General features: G+C 50.8%; 20 protein-coding genes. 13 read left to right on the forward strand and 7 right to left on the reverse strand.

Going from position 1 to position 23,064, the window contains the following annotated elements; translation table 11 throughout:
* Positions 1–41: 41 nt before the first annotated feature.
* The 4 genes from CRP01_RS19655 (at position 42) to CRP01_RS19670 (ending at position 3,275) form a co-directional block, all read left to right on the forward strand.
* A complete protein-coding gene (locus CRP01_RS19655) occupies positions 42–719 on the forward strand; it encodes a metallophosphoesterase family protein (protein ID WP_170110456.1) in 678 nt (225 codons plus the stop codon).
* Positions 720–950: 231 nt separating this feature from the next.
* A complete protein-coding gene (locus tag CRP01_RS19660; protein WP_099151801.1) occupies positions 951–1,547 on the forward strand; it encodes an RNA polymerase sigma factor in 597 nt (198 codons plus the stop codon).
* Positions 1,548–1,621: 74 nt separating this feature from the next.
* Positions 1,622–2,170, forward strand: coding sequence for a hypothetical protein (locus CRP01_RS19665; RefSeq protein WP_099151802.1), 549 nt, complete (start codon positions 1,622–1,624; stop codon positions 2,168–2,170).
* Positions 2,154–3,275, forward strand: a complete 1,122-nt coding sequence (locus CRP01_RS19670; RefSeq protein WP_143473456.1) for a DUF4097 family beta strand repeat-containing protein — start codon at positions 2,154–2,156, stop codon at positions 3,273–3,275. The genes CRP01_RS19665 and CRP01_RS19670 overlap by 17 nt, the downstream gene beginning before the upstream one ends.
* 3 nt (positions 3,276–3,278) lie before the next feature.
* Here CRP01_RS19670 and CRP01_RS19675 read toward each other — a convergent pair whose 3' ends face one another.
* Positions 3,279–4,079, reverse strand: a complete 801-nt coding sequence (locus CRP01_RS19675; protein ID WP_170110457.1) for an alpha/beta fold hydrolase — start codon at positions 4,077–4,079, stop codon at positions 3,279–3,281.
* A gap of 165 nt (positions 4,080–4,244) precedes the next feature.
* On the opposite strand from CRP01_RS19675, the gene CRP01_RS19680 reads away from it, so the two are divergent.
* Positions 4,245–5,024, forward strand: coding sequence for a DUF547 domain-containing protein (locus tag CRP01_RS19680; RefSeq protein ID WP_099151805.1), 780 nt, complete (start codon positions 4,245–4,247; stop codon positions 5,022–5,024).
* Between the two features lie 256 nt (positions 5,025–5,280).
* Positions 5,281–7,080: an acyl-CoA dehydrogenase family protein gene (locus CRP01_RS19685; RefSeq protein ID WP_099151806.1), complete on the forward strand. Its 1,800-nt coding sequence runs from the start codon at positions 5,281–5,283 to the stop codon at positions 7,078–7,080.
* A 244-nt stretch (positions 7,081–7,324) separates the two neighbouring features.
* On the opposite strand, the gene CRP01_RS19690 is transcribed toward CRP01_RS19685, so the two are convergent.
* Positions 7,325–9,013, reverse strand: a complete 1,689-nt coding sequence (locus CRP01_RS19690; RefSeq protein ID WP_099151807.1) for a DEAD/DEAH box helicase — start codon at positions 9,011–9,013, stop codon at positions 7,325–7,327.
* Between the two features lie 380 nt (positions 9,014–9,393).
* Between CRP01_RS19690 and CRP01_RS19695 the strand changes: the two genes are divergently transcribed.
* The 3 genes from CRP01_RS19695 to CRP01_RS19705 all read left to right on the forward strand — a co-directional run bounded on the left by CRP01_RS19695 (position 9,394) and on the right by CRP01_RS19705 (position 10,947).
* The gene (locus tag CRP01_RS19695) at positions 9,394–9,936 is read left to right on the forward strand and encodes an RNA polymerase sigma factor (RefSeq protein WP_099151808.1); all 543 of its coding nucleotides are present in this window, start codon (positions 9,394–9,396) and stop codon (positions 9,934–9,936) included.
* Complete coding sequence (locus tag CRP01_RS19700; protein WP_099151809.1) at positions 9,917–10,183, forward strand: hypothetical protein; 267 nt, start codon at positions 9,917–9,919, stop codon at positions 10,181–10,183. The genes CRP01_RS19695 and CRP01_RS19700 overlap by 20 nt, the downstream gene beginning before the upstream one ends.
* Positions 10,184–10,302: 119 nt before the next feature.
* The gene (locus CRP01_RS19705) at positions 10,303–10,947 is read left to right on the forward strand and encodes a ClpP family protease (protein ID WP_099151810.1); all 645 of its coding nucleotides are present in this window, start codon (positions 10,303–10,305) and stop codon (positions 10,945–10,947) included.
* Positions 10,948–11,068: 121 nt separating this feature from the next.
* Here the strand turns inward: CRP01_RS19705 and CRP01_RS19710 are convergent, their stop codons facing one another.
* The 3 genes from CRP01_RS19710 to CRP01_RS19720 form a co-directional block, all read right to left on the reverse strand.
* Complete coding sequence (locus CRP01_RS19710; protein WP_170110458.1) at positions 11,069–14,923, reverse strand: metallophosphoesterase; 3,855 nt, start codon at positions 14,921–14,923, stop codon at positions 11,069–11,071.
* A gap of 198 nt (positions 14,924–15,121) precedes the next feature.
* Positions 15,122–15,958, reverse strand: a complete 837-nt coding sequence (locus tag CRP01_RS19715; protein WP_099151812.1) for a tetratricopeptide repeat protein — start codon at positions 15,956–15,958, stop codon at positions 15,122–15,124.
* A 103-nt stretch (positions 15,959–16,061) separates the two neighbouring features.
* Positions 16,062–17,057, reverse strand: a complete 996-nt coding sequence (locus CRP01_RS19720; protein ID WP_099151813.1) for a sugar phosphate nucleotidyltransferase — start codon at positions 17,055–17,057, stop codon at positions 16,062–16,064.
* Positions 17,058–17,388: 331 nt separating this feature from the next.
* Between CRP01_RS19720 and CRP01_RS19725 the strand changes: the two genes are divergently transcribed.
* Entirely contained in the window at positions 17,389–18,078 is a 690-nt protein-coding gene (locus CRP01_RS19725; RefSeq protein ID WP_099151814.1) for a DUF2461 domain-containing protein, read from the forward strand.
* Positions 18,079–18,163: 85 nt separating this feature from the next.
* The gene (locus tag CRP01_RS19730) at positions 18,164–18,994 is read left to right on the forward strand and encodes a mechanosensitive ion channel family protein (protein ID WP_222845777.1); all 831 of its coding nucleotides are present in this window, start codon (positions 18,164–18,166) and stop codon (positions 18,992–18,994) included.
* Between the two features lie 177 nt (positions 18,995–19,171).
* Here CRP01_RS19730 and CRP01_RS19735 read toward each other — a convergent pair whose 3' ends face one another.
* Positions 19,172–19,780: a HupE/UreJ family protein gene (locus tag CRP01_RS19735; protein ID WP_099151815.1), complete on the reverse strand. Its 609-nt coding sequence runs from the start codon at positions 19,778–19,780 to the stop codon at positions 19,172–19,174.
* Positions 19,781–19,972: 192 nt separating this feature from the next.
* On the opposite strand from CRP01_RS19735, the gene CRP01_RS19740 reads away from it, so the two are divergent.
* Positions 19,973–20,653, forward strand: coding sequence for a transposase (locus CRP01_RS19740; RefSeq protein ID WP_099151816.1), 681 nt, complete (start codon positions 19,973–19,975; stop codon positions 20,651–20,653).
* Between the two features lie 55 nt (positions 20,654–20,708).
* Here the strand turns inward: CRP01_RS19740 and CRP01_RS19745 are convergent, their stop codons facing one another.
* A complete protein-coding gene (locus CRP01_RS19745) occupies positions 20,709–21,932 on the reverse strand; it encodes a metallophosphoesterase (protein WP_099151817.1) in 1,224 nt (407 codons plus the stop codon).
* A 170-nt stretch (positions 21,933–22,102) separates the two neighbouring features.
* On the opposite strand from CRP01_RS19745, the gene CRP01_RS19750 reads away from it, so the two are divergent.
* Positions 22,103–23,002 carry a winged helix-turn-helix domain-containing protein gene (locus CRP01_RS19750; protein WP_222845778.1) on the forward strand — a complete coding sequence of 300 codons (900 nt, stop codon included), beginning with the start codon at positions 22,103–22,105 and terminating at the stop codon, positions 23,000–23,002.
* The last annotated feature ends 62 nt before the right edge of the window (positions 23,003–23,064 follow it).

Genomic DNA, 23,064 nt, shown 5'->3' on the forward strand with positions numbered 1-23,064 from the left:
TTTGCGGCTCGCCGCTTCTCAACCCAAAGCTATTCAAAACTATGCGCCAGATTGCCATTACTGATATTCACGGATGCCATAAAACCTTTCGGGCTCTCCTGGACAAGGTCGCGCTCTCCCGGGAGGACGAATTGTTCCTGCTTGGCGACTACATTGATCGCGGCCCGGACAGTAAAGGAGTGATCGATACCATTCTCAAGCTGAAAGCAGATGGCTACCAACTGACCTGCCTGCTCGGCAACCACGAGCAGATGTTTTTCGAACTCAGCTTATCCCCTCCCGGGCGCCCGCTCTATCTTTATCCCGGACTGGCGGAAACACTCGCCTCTTACAACTGCCGCCACCCGAAGGATATCCCACCGGAACATCTGGAATTTATCCTTTCCCTCCCCTCCTGCCACCGGGTGGAAGACTATTGGCTCGTACACGCCGGATTTAATTTCAGCATTCCGGATCCCCTGGAAGACCAGCACGCCATGATCTGGGAAAGGCACTGGTACGAATCGGTCAATAAGGAATGGGTAGGCAGGCGGATCATTCTGCACGGCCATACTCCGACCCGGGTGGATGAGATACTCAGCATGTACGAAAAGATGGACGATATGTCCGCGCTGATCCTCGACAGTGGCTGCGTTTTCCGGGTGCAGGGACTCAATCAGCTGACGGCTTTTGATATGACCAACCGCCGCCTGTATTTCCAGCAAAATATCGACTTATAAGCGGGGGAATTTCGCCCGTCGAAAACCATACCTATACCGTCGACCTTTTTTTTACCGATCGGTGCAACCTTTTAAATTGGCCCTTGTCATTATTTTTGCAGTTCGGTTCAGACTAAAAGCACACTGGAGTATGTAAAAAGCTCACTAGCTAGCAAAGTAGTCATAAGCACCTTTTTTGACACTTTCGGTCCGACCGATAATCACCCTACTGTTAAATTAAATAGTCGAGCCATGCTGACAGCCGGCTCTAAGCAACCCGCTGTAATCAAATTGGACTACGCCAGCACCCATCGAGAAATCGTAGAGGCGTGTAAGAAAGGAGACCGCCAGGCGCAATTCGAGCTGTATCGATTGTACGGTAAAGCTATGTACAATGTATGCCTGCGGATGGTGAAAAATGAAACGGATGCCGAAGACTTATTACAGAATTCATTCGTTGATATTTTTACCAAGTTGGATTCTTTCCGTTTTCAGTCCTCCATCGGAGCCTGGATCAAGCGGATCGTGATCAATAACTGCATCAACTTTCTGAAAAAACGCCGACTGCCGCTCGAAGAACTGGACGTAGAACGTCACGATCATTCGCCGCAACCGGCCGTGACCCCGGTGGTCATTGGCCTGAGTGTAGAAGCCGTCAAAAGTGCAATGATGGAACTACCGGACGGATATCGCATCGTATTCTCTCTTTACATGCTGGAGGGATACGACCACAAGGAAATAGGTGAAATTCTCGGTGTTACCGAAGCAACTTCCAAGTCCCAGTACAGCCGGGCCAAAAGGAAGCTGCAGGAAATACTGATGACCAGAAAACAATCATCCAACTATTAACAGAACCAGGGGACCCTCCGCGTCCGATAAACAATGGACGCCTTGCGGGGGTTACTGTAGAAAACTTATACATCATGCAAGATAATCTGGAACAATTCGTTCGGACTAATCGGGAAGCGTTTGATGACGCCCGCCCCAGTCTGAAGGTTTGGGCGGATATCGACCGGGCGCTGGATCAAAAAAAATCCAGACCCTTCCAGTGGAGAAAGATCCTGAAATCAGCGGCGGCAGTGCTGTTGCTGCTACTGGCAGGAGGATTGATCGGGCACCAGATCAGCCGCGGTACGGAAGAAAATACCGCCGCGGAAACCCTCGCCCGCATTTCTCCGGAACTGGCCGAATTAGAGGCCCATTACAACCAACAGATCAACGCCAAATTTGCCAAACTGGCTAATTATCCCCAACGGGAAACGGTGAAAGCAGACCTGGCCCAGATCGATGAAACCATGGAAGAACTGCGCAATGAAATTGTCAAGGCCCCCGCAGGAATGGAAAAAGAGATCGTAACCAACCTGCTGCGCAGTTATCAATTAAAAGTGCAAATCCTCGAAAGAGTGCTGGAACGCATCCGGGCCAACGAGGGTGATTTGAATAATCCTACATTAGATGAGACTAGTATATAAATACAGATTCCAGCTCCTGGGCATGGCGCTCGCACTGTTTACCCTGTGCAGCCTATCTTCCCAGGCCCGGCGGGAATTTTCCAAAACCATTAAAAAGGAATTTGAGATCAGCGCCGACGGCACCACCGGTATTTACAATAAATACGGCAAGGTAAATATCAATACCTGGGACCAAAACCGGGTGAAAGTAGAGGTAATGATCGTGGTTAAGGCCAGTGGCGAAGAGGTCGCCCAATCCATTTTTGATCGCATCGACGTTAATTTCAGCAATAGCAGCAATTACGTAAGCGCCAAAACGGAGATCTCCTCCACGTCAAATTCCTGGTGGAAAGATAACAACAATAAGGCTGATTACTCCATCAATTACGAGGTCTGGATGCCGCCGACCAATCAACTGGAACTGGACGCGAAGTACTGCGACTCCAAAGTCGCTCCGCTGCGCGGCAGTGCCAACGTACAGGTCAAATACGGCAATCTGATCATGGAAGGACTGGGTGATGAGCTCAATCTGTCGCTGGCTTACGGCAACGGTACCATCAATCGGGTTGGCAACGCCAATATCGAATCAGCGCACTGCACCCTGAAAATGATGGAGGCGCAGGACCTGGAGATCGATAGTAAATATTCCACCATTACGGTCGAAAAAGCCGGCGATATCCGCTGCGACACCAAGTACGATACGTACAAACTGGGTCAGGTCGGCGAGTTTCGCAACACGGGTAAATACGACAACCTGGAGATCCAGAAAGCCGAATCGGTCTACCTGGATTCCGATTACACCCATTTCTTCGCCCGCTCTGTCTCCAAAAGCATCGACCTGGAGATCAGCTATGGCGACGTCACGGTGGAAGAACTGACCCGGGGTTTCTCGGCCGCTACCCTACTCGGCGAATACTCTGATTTTAAGCTGGGCGTAGCCAGCGGTACCAACTTTGAGCTGGACGCCAACGCGACCTACGCCGGTATCGGATATCCGCAGGACCTGACGGTAGTATACGAAAAGGAAAAAATGAATGCCCACGAAGTGAAAGGGCATGTAGGCTCCTCGGGCGGTACCATTAAGGCCCGGCTCAAATACGGAGCGCTGAAGGTGCGGAAAAAATAATCTTCAGGATCCCTGCCGGATCATTTCGGCAACTTCCGCACGGATCAGATTATGGCCCGCATCCAGAACATGAAGTCTGGATGCGGGCCATTTTTTTAGCCAGTCCTCCAGTAATTCCCAGTCAATCAATGGATCTGATTTTCCAATCACCAGATGAATAGGCGACTGCGCTTCCCGGGCATCCCGTAACAATTGGTCGCGGTTAACCGAAAAATGCGGCAAGGCGATCCAGGTGGACATCAGCCGACGGCGTTTGGAGGCGTCGGACAGATGGTGTTGCATGTACCTTACCGAAAAGGCATCCAGCAAACCAAGGCGGTGCAGGCGACGGGCGAGCCGGATCCACCCCCGGTAACCGGTATCGATCCGTTGCGCGATCCATTTTCGGATACTTCCGGGCAGTTTGCCGACCAGGCCCATACGTTTGGTAGCCAGTCCGTCCGGCGCCAGCAACCAGACGGCTTCCGGTGGGCGGGAGAGTTGCTTCCAGATTCCGATCAGGATACGACCTCCAAAACTGTGCCCGACCAGAGCGTAGGGATCTTTTCGATCTTCCAGGATTGCGTTGATCACCCGGATCACTTCTTGCGGGCCGTAGTCGGCTCCGGGGACGGCAGTGGAATTGCCGTGGTGCGGGAGATCCGGCGCGAGGATCGTATAGTAGTCTCCGAGCGGATCCGCCCAGTCGGAGAAAATACTTCCGTCTTCCCCGAATCCGTGCAGGACGATCAACAGGCGGGGGCCGTTCCCGTAGGTACGAACGGACCAGTGGTATTCCCCGAGTTGTAAATTGCGCTGCGTCAAGATCCAAGTTTGAAATAAAGCAATACCATTCCGGTCCAGCCGTCCCGATCGGGACAAATCATCATAATCCGATCCCCACAACCAACAATTGAGACCAAACCGTATGTTTATAAGATGTCCGCATTATCAGGACCAAACATTAATCCATTAAACCAGAAATCCGAAATGAACTTTCAAAGATATTGGAAAACTTCGATCCTCCTGCTTGTGAGCAGTATAATCTTCAGCGCCTGTGCCGTAAAGGATTACGATTCTAATTCCCAGCCCATCAGTCATTCCGTATTCGATTCGCTGCTGCGCCGGCACGTAGACGAAGCCGGACTGGTGGATTATCAGGGTTTTATCCAGGATAGCGTACAGTTCAAGGAATATCTTCAACTGCTGAGCCGGCATCACCCCAACGATCAGAACTGGACCCGCGAAGAGCGGATCGCTTACTGGATCAACGCTTACAATGCTTTTACCATCAAACTGATCATGGACTATTATCCGGTGACCAGTATCAAGGACATCAAGAGCGGTATCCCCTTCGTGAATACGGTCTGGGATATCAAATTTATCAATATCGAAGGTGCGGAATACGATCTCAACAATATTGAGCATGGTATTCTCCGGCCCAAATACAATGAACCCCGCATCCACTTTGCGGTAAACTGTGCCTCCATTTCCTGCCCGAAACTGCAACGCTTTGCCTATACCGGCGATAAACTGGACAAACAACTGGACCAGGCGGCCCGGGATTTTCTGAACGACCCGGCGAAAAACAAACTGTCCGCCGAAAAGCTGGAATTGTCCAAGATCCTGAACTGGTACTGGGGCGATTTTAAGGACCAGTACAATTCCCGGGTGGAACTGGTTAATGAATACGTCGATGAGATCGAGGTTGCTCCGGATGCGGAAGTGGATTATTTGGATTATGATTGGGGGTTGAATGGGCAGAAATGATTGTTGATGGTGGACGGTCGATGGTTGACGGTTGACGGTCGGTGGACGGTTGATGGTGGACGGTCGACGGTCTGCGCGCTTTTTGTTTTTTGCTTTATTTCACATCTAAATTGAGCGGTTGCAACTGCATTCTTCTGCTCTGGGAACAGAATTTTAGCGAATTTTCGCAAATTAACCCCTTCATAACTTTCTTAAATCGGGGAAAGGGGTTATTTTTATAGCGAATTTTCGCTAAAGTTAAAAATCCTACATCTCCATGCAAGATACCATAGCTAAAAAAGATGTTCTGAAGGGCGGAGAATTTATCATCAAATCCTCCAAAACTGAAGACACCTTCATCCCCGAAGAATTCAACGAAGAACAACTGATGATCCGCGACATGGTCAGCGATTTTCTCCACAACGAGATCCTGCCCAATGCCGAAAAGATCGAACACCAGGAAGATAATATTTCCGTGACTCTGCTCGAAAAAATGGCCGAGTTGGGATTACTTGGTACGCATATGCCGGAGGAATACGGCGGCATGGCTCTGGACACCAATACCAATACGCTCATCAGCGATGTACTCGGTCCTTCCGGTGCCTTCACCGTGAGCTACGCCGCGCACATCGGTATCGGTATGTTGCCGATCCTCTATTTCGGTACGGAAGAACAAAAAGAAAAATACCTGCCCCGCCTGATCAACGGCGAACTCAAAGCGGCTTACTGTCTGACGGAGCCGGGTTCGGGTTCGGATGCACTGGCGGCTAAAACCCGTGCCGATCTGACCGATGACGGTGAGCATTACCTGCTGAATGGCCAGAAAATGTGGATCTCCAATGCCGGGTTTGCGGATATCTTTATCGTATTCGCCCAGGTGGGCGGCGATCAGTTCACCGGCTTTATTGTAGAGCGGAACTCCGAAGGACTAAGCCTCGGTGCGGAAGAGAAAAAACTTGGCATCAAGGGTTCTTCTACCCGTCAGGTATTTTTCGAAAATGTAAAAGTTCCGGCGGAAAACGTGCTGGGAGAGATCGGTAAGGGACACCTCATCGCCTTTAATGCCCTGAATACCGGTCGTTTCAAACTGTGCGCTTTATCCAACGGTGGCGCCAAGGAAAGTATCTCTACAGCCGTGCGGTACGCGAATGAACGCCATCAGTTCAAGGTGCCCATCGCCAGCTTTGGAGCCATTAAGTACAAACTGGCCGAGCAGGCGATCCGCGTATTTGCTACGGAAAGCGCCCTGTATCGCGTATCCAATCTGATCCAGGAAAAAGTACAGGAACTCAAATCCGAAGGGGCGTCTTTCGGCGAAGCCAAACTGAAAGCAGCCGAAGAGTACGCCATTGAGTGTGCGATCCTGAAGGTAGCCGGTTCCGAAACCCTGGACTATGTGGTGGACGAAACGGTACAGGTACACGGAGGTATGGGCTATTCGGAAGAAGGAACCGCCGCCCGCGCCTACCGGGATGCCCGGATCAACCGCATTTACGAAGGGACCAATGAGATCAACCGCCTGCTGACCGTAGATATGCTCTTCAAGCGGGCGCTGAAAGGTGCGATCGACATTGTTGGTCCGGCCTGGGAGGTTCAGAAGGAACTGTCCTCCATGCCGAGCATGGACAAAGCCGAAGGAGCTTACGGCGAAGAGCATAAAGCCCTGGCCGATTTTAAAAAGATCGTGCTGATGACCGCCGGTGCGGCCGCCAAAATGCAAATGGACGGTAAGCTTAAACTAAAAGAAGAGCAGGAGATCCTGATGGACGTTGCGGATATTATGATCGATATCCTGATGGCGGAATCGCTGCTGCTGCGGGTTGAAAAACTCAGCAATATGCATACCAAGATCGATCAGGAGGTATACGACGCCATGCTCCGGGTATTTTTCACGGATGCCACGGCCCGGATCCACAAATCCGCTACGGATGCACTGCTGTCTTTCGCCGAAGGTGATCTGCTGCGTACCTTCCTGATGGGACTCAAGCGTTTCACCAAATATCCAATGACCAACGTGAAAACGGCCCGCCGTTTGATCGCCGATACTTTGATTGAAGCGAACGAATACTGCTTCTAAACGAAGCTTTCAGGTACTGGGTTTACGGGCAGCCGGCCATGGGTTTTAAGACTAGTTTTGTTAATAATTTCTCGCTGCCCAAACCCCGTGCCGCATTTCTACTGTACTGACCAAAATGCAAAGCGCCCGGGACCGGTAGGTCCGCGGGCGCTTTTTTGATATTTTCACGGGTATGTTCTTTCGGAATGAGGAGCGTGCGTTGGTACCACACCCTACCCCATTCCGCTATCGTTCGGTTAATCCTCTAGGCGTAAGAACGGCCGCGGGAAGATTTTTTCTTAAAGCCGCCATGGCGTTTGCCCTTGCCGCCTTTTTTTCCTCCGAATTTTCCGCCACCATCCCGGTTGACACGAATGGAACGACCGTCCAGTTCGATCTCACCCAGGCGTTGGATGACCGTTTCAGCTACGTCCGTCTCCACATCGAAGAAAGTATGCTTTGCCCGGAAATCGATCCGGCCGATCACACTGCCGGTGATCTGAGCTTCGTCACAGATCATACGGAGGAAATCACCTTTGCTCTTCAGATCGATCTGACCGACGTTGATGAACAGACGCTCCATCGGACCACCCGTGCGACGATCCTGACGATCGCGGCCGGAACTTCCACCCTTTTGGTTCAGGTCCGGTGCGTTCAGGTATTCCTTCAGTGAACCGCGGAAGGTCAGTGCGGTGATCTTACGGATCAGATCTTCCCGGCTCAGGGATTCCAGTTCTTCACTGACACCGGGTACGTAAGTTTCCAGGCTTTCCTGTACGGGGATCTCCTTCAGGTTACGCACTTCGTGCAACAGTCGGCGGGCGCAGATGGCTTCACCGGTTGGGATATGTGCTTCCGAGAAATCGATCTTCAGGCGACGCTCTACGTTTCTCAACAGACCGCGATCTTTCGGATTCGCGATCACCAGAGAAATACCTTCGTTCCCCGCCCGGCCGGTACGGCCGCTTCGGTGGGTATAGAAGGCGAGATCATCGGGGATGTTATAGTGAAATACGTGGCTGATCTCCTGCACGTCAATACCCCGGGCCGCCACATCGGTAGCTACCAGGATCTGTAAACGCTGATCGCGGAAGCGCTGCATCACGTGATCACGCTGGGCCTGACTCATATCTCCGTGGAGGGAATCGGCGTGGTAGCCGTCCTTCACGAGTTGTTCGGCCAGTTCGTGCGCGTCCCGGCGGGTACGCGTAAAGACCAGTGCAAAGCAGTCCGGATCGTAATCCAGGAAACGGCGCAGCACATCGTACTTCTGGTGCCGACGCACCATCACGTACTGATGGTCGATATTGGCATTGGAGGTATTGGGTTTGCCGGCGCTTACTTCCAGCGGATCGAGCATGTAGTCATTGGCGATCCGGCGAACTTCGGGCGGCATGGTAGCGGAAAACAACCAGGTCAGCTTGTCTTCCGGTGTATTTTCCAGGATCTCGTCGATCTCCTCTTTGAAGCCCATATTGAGCATCTCATCGGCCTCATCGAGTACCAGGAAAGACAATTTGCTCAGATCGACCGCTTTGCGGTTGATCAGGTCCCGCAGTCGTCCGGGGGTAGCCACCACGATGTGGGTACCTCTTCTCAGTTCCTTGATCTGACGGGAAATATCGGTACCGCCGTAAACGGCTGTGATACGCAGTTGCTTGATCTTTTTCCCGAAAGCAGCCAGTTCGTTGGATACCTGCAGGCACAGCTCACGGGTAGGCGCCAGTACCAGCGCCTGGGGATATAGTTCGGATTCCTCGACCAGTTCGATCAAAGGCAGACCGAAAGCTGCGGTTTTACCGGTCCCGGTCTGGGCCAGTCCCACCACATCAGTTTCTTCTTCTAATAATTTTGGGATAACCTGCCGCTGAATGGGTGTAGGTTCTTCAAAGCCCATTTCGGCAATGGCATCTACGATCGGCTGGGAAAGCCCCAGCTCGGAGAATTGATTCATGAAGTATTGTCTAGGAGTTGCGATTCCGGTACGGCGAGCAATATTGGCTACCCTGCTCCCATTAATAAAGCCGAACGGGTTCTCACACACCTACTCAACTTCATGGTTCAAGATGCCGGTTTTCACGAACCGGCCAACGGACCCACAACTCGGGTTAAAAATAGTCAAAAACGACTTTTGCTTGGGACGGGCATTCTCCGAAAAGTAACATTTTCGCGCCCCTCTCCCGAAACAGCGTGCAAAGGTACGCTAAAAAGCTGTAAATTCACACAGGTAGTCGCTATTTAATAGGAAAGGGATTTTTTCCAAAAAAAATTCCACCGGTCTGGGTGATATTTTCCTCCGGCTTGTTACTACTATATGAACAGACCCAATAAATCATGAACCAAAGCGAATTGATACAGCTTTTCCGGCAGGACCGGGAGTCGGCTTTCCGGGAGATCTACCGGGATGCTTTTCCCCAGGTGGCCGCCCTGATCGCCCGGCGCAAAGGCACCCTGGAAGAAGCCAAGGACGTATTCCACGAAGCCCTGATCGCCCTCTTTGAAAAATGTCAGACGGAGGAACTGCAGATCCGCGGCTCTGTCATCAGCTATGTGGTGGGCATGTGCCGCAATCAGTGGTCCAATTACCTGCGCAAGAAGCAGCGGGAGATCCCGACCGACGATTTTTCGGAGAACGAATACGAAGCGGAACCGGATGCGCCCGAAAGATCCGGATCACTGATCCGCTACCTGGAAAAAGCCGGAAAAAAATGTCTCGACCTGCTGCAGGCCGTCTATTATTTCCGCTACAACATGCAGGAAGTGGCCGAGGAATTCGGATTTCGCTCCGTCCGTTCCGCCACCGTACAGAAGTATAAATGCATGGAAAAAGTCCGTAACGAAGTTGCCAAACGAGCCGATGAGACCGTCTCTGCGTGACATACAACAATTAGAAGCTTACCTCAGCGGGCAGTTGCCGGCGGAGGAGCGGGAACACCTTCGGCAACGGCTGCTGCTGGAACCGGAACTCTACGCCCAATTCCAACAACAAAAACAAACTTATCGTCTCATTCGAAGGAGTGGCCGCCGCCGCCTGAAACGGGAGCTGGAAAAGATCCACTGCGAACTGTTCAGTGAGCAGGCTCCCTTGAGCTGGCGGGAGCGTATCCTGTCCCTCTTTCGCTAATAACTGAATTTTTCTTTATCCAACATTGGTTAAGCCGGATTACACTCCGGTTTGACAAGCCCATTTTATATCACCATGTGAAGACGTATAAGCGTGCGTCGCCACAGCAAACCATCATTATGACTATTCCAATGGTAATTGATAGTTCGGGGCACGGTGAGCGCGCCTACGACATTTACAGCCTGTTGCTCAAAGAGCGGATCATCTTTCTGGGCACCGGGATCAACGATCAGGTCGCCAATCTTATAGTGGCGCAGCTACTGTACCTGGACAGCCAGGATTCCAAGGCTCCCATTCAGATGTACATCAACAGTCCGGGCGGGCACGTCTACGCCGGACTGGCCATTTACGATACCATGCAAATGGTGAAAGCCCCGGTTTCCACCATGGCTGTGGGGGTGACGGCCAGCATGGGTACGGCTTTACTGTGCTCGGGAGCGACCGGCAGGCGCTACGCCCTACCCCACTCCACCATTCACATGCATCCGACGGGCGGCGGTGCGCAGGGCTACACGGAAGACGTCCGGATCGCCTACCGGGAGCAGGAAAGAGTACAGGCGCAACTATTCCATCTGATCGGAAAACACAGCGGGCACGACTGGCGGGAGATCGAAGCGTATTTTCTGCGCGACCGTTACCTGAATGCGCACGAGGCCATGGAGTACGGACTGATCGACGAAATTCTGGGGGATACCAGCGACATCGTACTGCTTCCGCAATTGCGGGATCTGCAGGTCCGTACCCTTGATCAGATCAAGAACTAGGGCTCAGGCAAGCATAAATTGCAAGAAATCGTAGCGCTACTTCGTAAACAGGCGAAAAACTTTATCCGTCTGCTCCAAGATCAACCCGGAGCAGACGGACTACAGAATAGGACATGATCTATTACCGGCCAATAATTACCCGTTGTACCGGAAAGACCTCCCGGTCAGAACTAAGCTGAAGGAAATATAATCCGGCCGGTAGATCTCCCATCTCAACTTCCCATACCCCATTTTCATAATCTGGATAGGTCCGCTGAATCACAATCTGACCGTTGGTATTGTACAATTTTAAATGAAGTGGCGTATTCGATATCCCCGAAACTTCCAGATATAATTGCTGATCAGCCGGCGTTGGATAAACTTTCAGCTTAGGGGTGTTCATCCGAATGTCTTCACTTAGCTCAAAATTTGTGGTAGAACCGGCACGAAGCGCCTGCAATGCAGCAAGCCCACAGTTACTGACCGTAATATCATCTAGATAGACCTGATCTCCGTTATTGGAACCATTACAGATAAAACGGAGGCGGGTATTATTGCTGAAGCTCAGGCCGCTGAGTAAAACTGATTCCTGGTAGGAGATCCCGTTTACGAAATCAATTTCGGATTCCCAGGTCCGGTAGGTAGTATAAGTGCTTCCTCCATTGGTAGACACTTCCAACGAGAAGCTTTCACCGGTATCCATGCCAAATGCATAAAAATAAAAGGAAAGCTCCAATTCCTGATAAGCACTCAGATCTAGATTATTAGTGAAAAGGGATGACGCACTACCCGAACCGTCTCTTAGCCGAATACTATACGATCCGGTATTGGGATAAGAAGTAGTTCGCTCACAATCGGCACCACCTGAATTCCAGTTTCCGAAACCGCTTTCAAAACCATCGGCGATGATATCCGAGCAGGGGCTGCAAGCACCAGAATTCGGATCCGGATTACAGCCGTCATTGTCATCCGGATCCTGACCGATACAAAAACCGTCATTATCGTTGTCCGTGTAGGTGCCAGTACAATTGCATTCGCTGTCATATATATCATTGGTAGTACAGTCGTCCGAGTCGTCGCAGGCCTGTCCGGCCAGATTATCGTTTTGCCCCGGACACTGGTCCAAACTATCGCATACGCCATCACCATCGCTATCCGGTGCAGGCGTTCCAATACAATTACATTCCGCATCATACTTATCGTCGACGGTGCAAGGATCATTGTCATCACACGGTGCGCCTTCCGTACAGCTTACCGCACAGGTATTCACCACTACATCATCGATATAGACAATATCGGAATTATTGGAACCATTACTACGCAACCGAAATACGGTGGCGCCGGTAAAAGGAATACCCGTGATCTCCACTGATACGTTATAGCGGGTGTCATTCACAAAATCAGCACCGTTGGCCCAGGATTGGTAAACCACGAAAGCGCCGCCGCCGTTGGTGGAGACCTCCAGTAACAGGCCCTCTCCGCTTTCCATACCGGTAGGGTAAAAAGATAGATCAATCCTCGCTTCGGTGAAAGCAGAAAGATCCAGCGGATCGGTAAAAATGGAAGAGGCTGCCCCCGATCCATCCCGGAGGCGAATGCTGTAGTTACCGCTATTCGCATTACTGGCTATCTGGCTACAATCATTACCACCGTCGTTCCAATTTCCAAACCCGGCCTCAAATCCATCACTGATCAGTACATCGCAGGGATCGCAGGCTTGTCCGCCGGCATCCGGTACACAGGGGTCATTATCGTCCGGATCCTGCCCTACGCAAAAACCGTCGGCGTCGTTATCCGCCAAAGGCGTACCGGCGCAGCCACAATTGCTGTCGTACACATCATTGCCCGTACAGGCATCGCCATCATCACAACTCTGGCCAATCAGATTATCATCCAAACCGGCACATTGATCAATAGCATCACAGTAACCGTCGTTGTCCGCATCCCCAACGGGCGTACCGGAACAACCACAATTGCTGTCGTATACATCATTGGTGGTACAGGGATCACCGTCATCACAACTCTGGCCGATCAGGTTGTCATCCAGGCCCGGGCACTGATCCAGGTCATCACAGATACCGTCATTATCGCTATCGGGAACGGGCGTTCCCTCGCAGTTGCAATCACTATTGTATACATCGTTGATCGTACAGGCATCGCCATCATCGCAACTGCTACCGATCGTACACTGCGGAGCCTTATTGATCGTAAAATAGTCTTCGACCGCCCCCGTCTCACGAATGAATTTCACATCCATCTGATCACCGTCTACTTCCAGGATACAAGAACCCAAAGCTGCAACGGAATAGTACATGGCTTCGTGGTCCAGAGCCGCAGCCGAAACTTTGCCCGAGGATCCCGCAGTGATATAAACCGCTCCGCTGCCGGCGTCCGGTCCGGTAACTGTTTTTTCATAGGCACCCGTGCCATTCACCCGGCCATCACCAGCACCGGTGGTACCCACGGTATGCGTATTGCTGTTAAACGAATCGGAATTGCCGTAGTGCCCGTTCAAAAAATAAGATCTTTCGTAGGAATGACTGTGACCGGAAAGGACCAGGTCTACGCCATTAGATTCCAGCATAGGTAAAAAATTCTGCCGCATCTGCACCAGGGCGGTTTCGCTGTCCGAGTCGTGCGATCCCTTGCTGTAGGGAGGATGGTGCCAGAAAGCCACGATCCAGTCCTGAGTAGTATTCTGAATATCGTTTAAACACCAGTTGTACATAGCCCCGCCGATGGAACGATCCGAATCGTAGGAGTCCAGCGAAATAAAGTGAATATTTCCGTAGTCAAAGGAATAGTAAGCTTCCGTACCGGAAGCCATACCGCCGGATTCTCCAGCGGTTGGAAAAGAGAAAATATCGTAGTACGGCCCGGTTTGGGTACTGGAATTTGCTGAATACCCGTCGTGATTACCCAGACAAGACCAGGATACTGAATTTTTCAGTTTATCCTCGTACATATTCTCGAAAATGGCGTATTGGTACTCATTATCCGTACCGTTATTATAGGCATTGTCTCCTAAAAACAGTATGGCATCGGTATGCTGGGATCCGATATAATTGTAATAAGCATCCCGTACATTGCGCTGATTGTTGGTACCGGTACCACAATCGCCCAGTACCCAAACCGTTGTCGGCTGATCCGTACCGGTAACCGGAGCTGTTTGAAAATAGAGATCAGCAGCAGCGGGTACCAAAACGACAGAAGCATTAGATAGCTGGTAGAAATAACGCGTATCCGGATTTAAGCCCGTCAGCTCTACTTCGTGCTCGGTTTTTGGAGTATTCTCGGTGTATTGCTGCGAAAGATTGCCCTGGGTGGTCCCGAAGTCAAGCACTGTTTCCGTTGCCTGGGAGGTACGCCACTTTACCACCATGCGGGTGGGGCTGGATTTTTGCAGGTAAGGTCCCCGCGCTACGTTGACCGAACCGGGCGGTAAGCCCTCCATTTGCAGATCAAAGCTAATATCCGAGCTGGTGGTGCTCCTTTGGTGGATCTCTACGGCCAGTACATTGTTGCCACTGACCAGGGTATTGGCAATATTGGCAGTAGCCTGAGCATTATCACTACTCGTTGAAGCAGCGAAAGTCCCGTAACTAATGGTCCCGGTCGGCATATTGACCCGCCAGACCTCTACCCCATTTAAATATACCACAGCACCATCATCATAAGTAAGATTAAGGTCCAGATTAGCAAAAACTGCGGGATCGGCAACGGCAAATTCGTGCCGAACGTAAAGGGTAAGTGTACTGCTATTGACCACCGTGGCTTCATCCCCGTCGCCGTATCCTAACTGAGCGTTACCCGCCGACCAGGAGGTTGCATCAAATCCAATATCGGTCCAGTCCTGAGCGCCTTGTAGCGGTGGTTCAGTTTGACCGTCAAAATAACTCCAGTTAGCACCGTAATTGACCAGGGTAGTCTGGCCGGTTAGTAGGAAATTAGTCTGCATCAGCAGTAATACGGTCAGGCCGTATAAGGTTAGTTTCAATTGATTCATGGGCTTTAGAATGGTTGAGAAGCTATTTGAATTCAACGATCAGATCTTGTTATAGCCCTTTTTCGCCTCCTATCGTTCCCAAAGCCTTCATCCGTACGGACTCCGGCATTGGTGCCTCAATAGCCGAAAAAAATGCGCTGTAACAAATTTCCAAAGCCAAATCCAGGCAGCTTCTAAGGTTGAAGAAATCTATTTTTTTTGCCTTAACTGCTGTAAGTGTTTGTTGATATCCTTTAATAAATCCGTCATAGCGGTTGTTTGCTGTATGCGTTGGGGCAGACTTTCGAAAGCGGAGCGGGAAAGCTGTAGGTATTGTGCGGCTGAAGAATGATCCTCACGCATCAGATGGATCTCCGCCATCCGATAGTAGGCGGCTTCTTTGCGTTGGGAGATATCTATAATGGCTTGTTGAGCGGCGATTGCCTCCTCCAGACGGCCGTAATTAATAAGGAGTTCCGTACGCTTTTCGTAAAGGCTGATGATCGGCCCCAATGCTTCAATACCTTTTTCCAAAATAGCGATGGCTCTATTTTGCCCTTGTTCAGTACCCAGCAATTCCCAGGCCCGGCAGGCATCCATATAATTTTCCGGGATGCTTCGGATACTGTGTGCGATAACCTGTTCAAAAGCCAGGGCAGCGGTCTGATAATTTCCCCGATCGAAGCTGATCCTTCCTTTGGTTTTTAAAGCATTGACATGGTGAGGATGATCCGCTAAAATAAGGTCTATGTAGGATAAAGCCAGCTCCGGTTGGCCTAATTGATGGTGAGCTTTCGCAAAAATGAGTTGCTGAATGAGATCGTGGTGGCCAAGACTTTGGGCTCGTTGGAGATCAGCCAGGCATTCCCTAAAATCCTCATGGTGGAAATATAGCTTACCCCGCTTAAAGTACAGATAAGCACTGTCCGGACGTTCTTCAATAGCTTTGGTGACCTGCTGGATCTGTTCGTGCAGATCACCGTGCGCCAGCGTCACGCCCAAGGCCAGGAAGTTTAAAATGAGTAAAGAAAATATCCCTTTTTTCATTAAAAAGCGTTTTAAGCTAAAGGGAAAACGGGGTAGAATACACTATTAATGAAGTAAATATATAAAAAAAAATAAACAATAAAAGAAGTATTTTAATATTTGCTCAACTAAAATCGATCTCCGTATTATCCCCAATATTCAGGCTTTGCCGCAGCCCCGTGACGGAGGTATCGTTGCCGATAACGGATTTCTGCAGGATCACTTCCTGGAGCGCGGCAAAATTGCCGATAATGGAATTTTTAAGAATGGCGTTATCAATGCGGGCATTGCTGCCGATGGTCACGTGGGGGCCGATGATGGAATTGGTGATCTTACAATTGTCCCCAATGCTTACCGGATGAATGATGATGGTGTTATCGTAATTCGGCAGATCGTTCGAGGCGTAACCTTCGCGGTCCAGGAGGGTGGCGTTGGTCTCCAGCAATACTTCTTTCTTTCCGCAATCGAACCAGTTATCGACCGGGAAGGGCTGGAAAGAAATGCCCTTGTTGATCATTCGCATAATGGCATCCGTCAGCGGGTATTCTCCGTTGGACATCAGTTCGTGGGTAATATTGAAATCCAGCGCTTCGATCATGGCCTTCACTTCGCGGATCTTGTAGATGCCGACCATGGCCATATCCGACTTGGGGATCTTGGGTTTTTCCACCACCCGGGTAGCTTCTCCTTCCGAGCCCAGTTCTACGACACCAAACTCCCGGGGGTTGGGTACTTTTTTGACGCCCAGACAGGAAACCGGCAGATCGACCATGCGCTGAAAATCGGCATCAATGATCGCATCCCCGAAAAAGATAAAAACTTCCTCGGCGTCGGCATAGTGTTCGCGGGCCATCCAGATCGCGTGGGCCGATCCCAATCTTTCTTCCTGATTGACAAAGGTCTTGTTGAGGTCGGGAAATTCGTCTTCAATGAAATTGCGGATCTTTTCTCCCAAATAACCAATGACGAAGATAAAATCCTGGATCCCTACGCGCTGCAGATCATCGATGATGAAGGAAATGATGGGTTTACCCGCTACCGGGATCAGAGGCTTGGGTTGCGTATAAGTCAGAGGTCGTAATCGGGTGCCTGCCCCCGCAACGGGGATGATCGCTTTCATAATCCGTTTATTATTTCGTGCACAAGATCGGAAAAGGCTTCAACTATTTTTTTTCCGCCCTGTTGATTTATTGGTGATAATATAAATTGTCAATATACAGCCGAAAATTGGCAGTCCGTGCTTTTGTCCGTAACCGATTCAATATTTTTCCGGTTACCGTTTTTTTCTTGTCGCTTAAGCGAACGGAGTTACGGATGTCCAGGATGGCTGATCGGCCTGGAAAAGGCTTGTAAAAACGGAAGGATAATCTAGACTCTGCCCAATATCTTCTAAAGCAGGTCGGCACCAAGCATTACATTATCGCATTATCGAAAACCATATTATCAAAATCATGCCCATTACCGCTATACCTAAATCCACACTTTCCTTTCTGGAAGATCTCAAAGATAACAACAATCGTCCCTGGTTCAACGACCACAAAGAAAGATACCAGCAGGAACACGCCTATATGGTGGAATTTGCCGAGAACCTGATCGCGCGCATGACGCAACACGACCTGCTGGAACCCATGTCGGGTAAAAAGTCGCTGTTCCGGATCTACCGGGATACGCGCTTCTCCAAAGACAAAACACCCTATAAATCTCATTTCAGCGGATCTCTCAAAAGAGCGACTAAGTTACGCCGCGGCGGCTACTACTACCACATCCAGCCGGGAGGATCTTTCCTCGGGGGCGGCTTCTGGGGCCCCAGCAGTGCCGATCTGCAACGCATAAGGGAGGAAATTGCCGCTGACGCCCAGCCTTTGCGCGATATCATCGCCGATGACACTTTTCAGCAAACTTTTGGCGACATGAAAGGCGTTAAGGTCAAAACCTCTCCCAAGGGTTATACCCAGGATCATCCGAACATCGACCTGATCCGGCACAAACAATTTATTGTAACCCGGGAATTCACGGATAAGCAGGTCATGTCGCCCGATTTTCTGGATCAGGTGGTCGATACCTTCCAGGCCATGCGCCCCTTTTTCGATTACATGAGCGAAGTACTGACTACAGACAGTAACGGCGTGCCCATTGTGTAAGCACATCCGGTCGGTCAAACAATCGGACGACTCTTTCCATATTCCTTGGCGGTTCTTTACATTTGCGATAGCAAATACACAGCTTATGGAAGAACAAATGCAGGAAGTCAGCGGATGGGTAGCCAAGCTGACTGATATGGTGTTGGCATACGCTCCCAAACTGGCGTTGGCCATCATCGTACTGATCGTAGGGATCAAGGTGATCAATAAGCTGGCGACACTGGCCCGCCGGGCTATGGAAAAAGCCGGCATCAGCAACAACATCACCCCTTTCCTGTCCTCTATCCTGGGTATTTCGCTCAAGGTACTGCTGTTTTTTAGTATTGCGGGGATGGTCGGGATCGAGACGGCCTCGTTCATAGCCGTACTGGCCGCTGCGGGTTTTGCGGTGGGTCTTGCCCTCCAGGGGAGCCTGAGCAATTTTGCAGCGGGCATCATCATCCTGATCTTCCGGCCCTACAAAGCCGGGGACTGGATCGAAGTAAATGATAAATTCGGTAAGGTGGAAGAGATCCAAATCTTCAATACCCTCATTGTGACTCCCGGCCGAAAAACCCTCATCATTCCCAACGGCCAGGTGGTGGAAAGTATCGTGACCAACTATTCCGAGAAAGGGTTCATTAGGGTAGAATTAAACGTTACGATGCCCTACGCCGAGAGCTTCCCCAAAGTGAAAGAGATCATCATGGAGGTACTGCAGGGTATTCCCAACGTGCTGGAAGATCCGGAGCCGGAGATTGGCATCGAGACATTCGACAGTCATAATATCGTACTGGCCGTTCGCCCCTACACGCATCCTGATAACTACTGGGATGTCACCTTTGCCGCCCACGAACGCATCAAGGCGGCCTTCAATCAACACGGCATCCAGGTGGCTTATTCGGAAGGGGTGGAAATGGGCAGCATTGGCGATTAACGGCCTTCCAAAGGAGTAAAGGTCTTTGGTATCTTTTCTTCACCGCAAAGGCGCGAGCCGCCAAGAGTTGATATTGCTTTTCTTTAGAAAATTTGCTGAGGTAAATTTCCCAGCCGCTTCCATTCAGGTGCTACTGCTGTGGAAATCACCGGAATTAAATGTCTGGTAACCGCACCCTTAAAACGGCCACCGCTCCATCATCATGATCAGGGCCGGGCCGGCCGCCATACCCGAAATGAACAAATTCCAGTCCCGCTGGGGAATACGCAGGCGGTTCATGCCAATGTAGGCCAGCACCAGGATAATGGCGACGATAGTCAACTGCCCCAACTCTACCCCGATATTGAACGCCAGCAACTGCCTGATCAGGCTGTTCTCCTCCCCGGGCATCAGCATCGAACGGAAGAAATTGGAAAATCCCATACCGTGGATCAGGCCAAACAACAGGGCAAAAAGGTAGTTGAGATTCAGCTTGCGACTGAAAGTCCCTTCCCGCTCCTCTCCCAGCTTATGGATCACGGTATTATATAGAGCCGTCAGAAAGATCGTGACCGGGATCAGAAATTCCACCCAAGCCGCAGGTACCCGGATCACATCCAGCGCCGCCAGAGCCAGGGTCAATGAATGCCCCAGCGTAAAAGCCGTGACCAGGATGCCCACCTTACGCCATTCGCTAATCCGGTAAATCGCACAAAGCGCTACGATAAACAGAATGTGATCGTAGGCCGCCAGATCGGCAATGTGCTCGAAGCCCAGCTCCATATAGGTTTGAAATTCGGATTGCATAGCTTGTTCTTGTTATTTGATCGGCTTTTGGATTACGGCCGTTATCCTCTTCTTTCCCGCAAATGTAAAACGATCCGTGTACTCCAAAAACCGAGTTTATATTATCTCCTTCCAGGTTAGTCGAAATTTCCGGCATCATTGCGCTACGCCCCGTAGTTTGCGGCCATGCGATTTAATCACAAAATTAAACAGATGAAAAGTTTTCAATTCCTTTTAGGCACTTTTGTTTTGGTCTTTTCCCTTACGTCCTGTAGCTCCGAAGTGGAGCGGGACCAGGATACCGATAGCATCAAGATCGAAATTAAAGCCGATACGGACGAAATTAAAAAGGATATTGATGATGGCATGGACGACCTCAACGAGGGACTCTCCGAAATGACCAGCGGACTGGCCAAAATGGTGGAGAGCTTTACGACCAACGATCAGGGAGAAAATATACCTGCCGCTGATTTTCGCGACCTGAAGGCCATCCTGCCGGATCGCCTGCTCCGCATGGATCGCATTGAGCATACCGGTGAACGCTCCGGGGTAAAAGGACTACAGGTTTCGGTAGCCGAAGCCAAATACGAAGACGATGACCGCTACCTGGAAGTAGCCCTGGTTGACGGAGGCAGTCTGCCGCTGGCCGGTCTCGCCAACATGGGCTGGTCAATGGCCGAAGTGGATAAAGAAACTAAAAATGGCTACGAGCGCACCACGGTGATCGACGGCCACAAAGCATTTGAAAAATACAATAGTCGCTGGGAAGAGGGCGAATTGGTAGTCCTCTATCAGGATCGCTTCATCATCACGCTGAAAGGCAAAGGCATTGACGCCGATGATCTGCGTCGGGCCCTGAATAAAATTGACCTCGACGAACTGGAAGAGCTTTAATGGTTGGAGGCGGTATTCGGGAAGGTTTTTTCTCCGGATACCGCCTCCTTTTCGGTTACACCAGTTCCATTACCGTAATCTCGGGTAGAATACCGACCCGGCCGGGATATCCCAGAAAACCGAAGCCCCGGTTGACGTACAGATATTGTCCCTCGCGCTCGTAGAGTCCGGCCCACTGTTTGTAGATATACTGGATCGGGCTCCATTTAAACCATCCGGGGATTTCCACCCCAAACTGCATACCGTGGGTATGCCCTGAAAAGGTAACCGCCACATCCCGGAATTCTTTGACCACCTGGTCTTCCCAGTGGGTAGGATCGTGGGAAAGCAGCAACTTCAGGGCAGCGCCTTCGGTGCCCTCACTGGCCCGGGCCAGATCGCCATATTTCGGGAAACGGGGATGAGCCGAATAATTCTCAACGCCCAGCACAGCTACCTGCTGGCCGTTCACTTCCACCATCCGGTTCTCATTGCGCAACAATTGCCATCCCAGCCGTTTGTGGGTAGCGTACAGGCGTTCCATATTTTCCAGTTTGGCCTCGCGGCTCTCCCAGCGGATATAGTCGCCGTAATCGTGGTTACCCAAAACCGAATAGACCCCGTATTTGGCCTCTATCTTATCGAATACGTCCAGATAGGGTTCCATTTCGCGGGCTTCGTTGTTGACCAGATCTCCGGTAAAAAATACGAGGTCCGGACGTTCGCCGTTGATCATTTCGATGGCTCTCCGGATCGGCTCCTTCAGGGTAAAACTTCCCGAGTGAATATCGGAGATCTGGATCACCTTCAATCCGCGCAGGGATTCCGGCAGATTGGGGATACTCACTTTTTTGGAAAATAACTGGTAGCGATAAGGATTCCGAAGTATCCCGTAAGTCAGCGATATGAAGGGGATACTTCCCAGTAATACGCCGAACTGCGTCAGGAATTTCGAACGGCCCGCATCCACCGGAGTACCGCTCCCCGCGATGTTCTGGTAGCCGGCAAACAGTAAACGCCGGATATCATCGATCAGCAGCACCCCGCCGATCACAAATTTGGAGAGGTAAGCGATAAAGAGGAAAGCCCGGAGAAAGCTGTTAAACGGTTTGTTCCAGTCGATCACCTGCCCGCTACTGACCAGTAGTAAACAGATCACCAATACCACCGGGATGAGCCAGTACGCCCCGTACAGCACCCAACGTGCCGTTGAGGACCAATTCGAGCTCAGCAGGCGAAAAGCCTGAAAAACGTATAGGTCCAATCCCAGTAAAACTGCCATTAATAATAAGAGCCGCATAGGTTTGTCATTTGATCGGAAAGAAAACGTCAGGTCTGATCCAATAGTTTAGGTTAACGTCGTTGATTATCGACGGAGTACCCCCCACCATGGACGAAATGCGCAATAAAAAATTGTAAACGAAATGTAAAAGCCTGGTATTGAGCTTATAAAAGCCGTAGATTAGCGCCATGAAAAATAATGTAATTGCATGGATACTCGGTACGGCAGCCGTACTGGTATTGCTGATCATGACCAGCGTTACCAAATCTCCGGTGACGGCTCCAACGGAAGCCGATGTAGAACATGAGATTAATCTGGCCCTACGGGAAATCGCCGACCAGCTCCTGCAGATCAATCAGGATTTTACGACGCTGATCCCTCCGATCCGCCGGGAAGGGGAAAACGTCTATTTGATCAACATGGCTATCCCCGTTAATTATTTCAACCTGAGATCCGTTGTTGACGATGTACTGAAAAAGCACCGCATCCGGCCGGATTACCGGATCAGCTTATTAAACTGTGAGACCAACGAAGTGAGCCTCGGTTTTCTCGCCCGGGCCACGGATATCGATAAAGAGGTTCCCTGTCAATCCCGGGAACAACAAAATGACTGCTATAATTTACGACTGGCCCTGATCGATTCGAACGAGCCGATCGCCGGTGATCCACCGGCCCAGCCGATGAAACGCCTGCAGTGGCTGTTCCTGGGCCTGGCGATCAGTTTTCCCGTGCTGTGGATGTTCTGGAAGCGGGAAACCCCGGTGGACCAACCCGCCAATACAGACGACGGCTGGCTCGGAATGACGGCACAAACCCGTTTTCACCCCGCCAACCAGACGCTGCAGGTCGGCGAAGACACGCTGGACCTTACCTTCCGCGAGGCCAAACTCCTTCAATTCTTTTACGATCACCAGAACCAGGTGCTCGAAAGAGAACGCATACTGGAATCCGTCTGGGAAGATGAAGGCGTTATCGTAGGCCGTAGTCTGGATGTATTCGTTTCCCGGCTGCGGAAAAAGCTGAAAGCAGATGAGGCCGTACAGATCACCAATGTGCACGGCGTGGGTTACAAGCTGCTGTTGGGATAATACAAATGTTACATCCGGCAGGATTGGACCCGATCAAACCGGGTAAATTTTCTCAGGAAGAC

The sequence above is a fragment of the Flavilitoribacter nigricans DSM 23189 = NBRC 102662 genome (assembly GCF_002646595.1).
In the GTDB taxonomy this organism is placed as follows: domain Bacteria; phylum Bacteroidota; class Bacteroidia; order Chitinophagales; family Saprospiraceae; genus Flavilitoribacter; species Flavilitoribacter nigricans.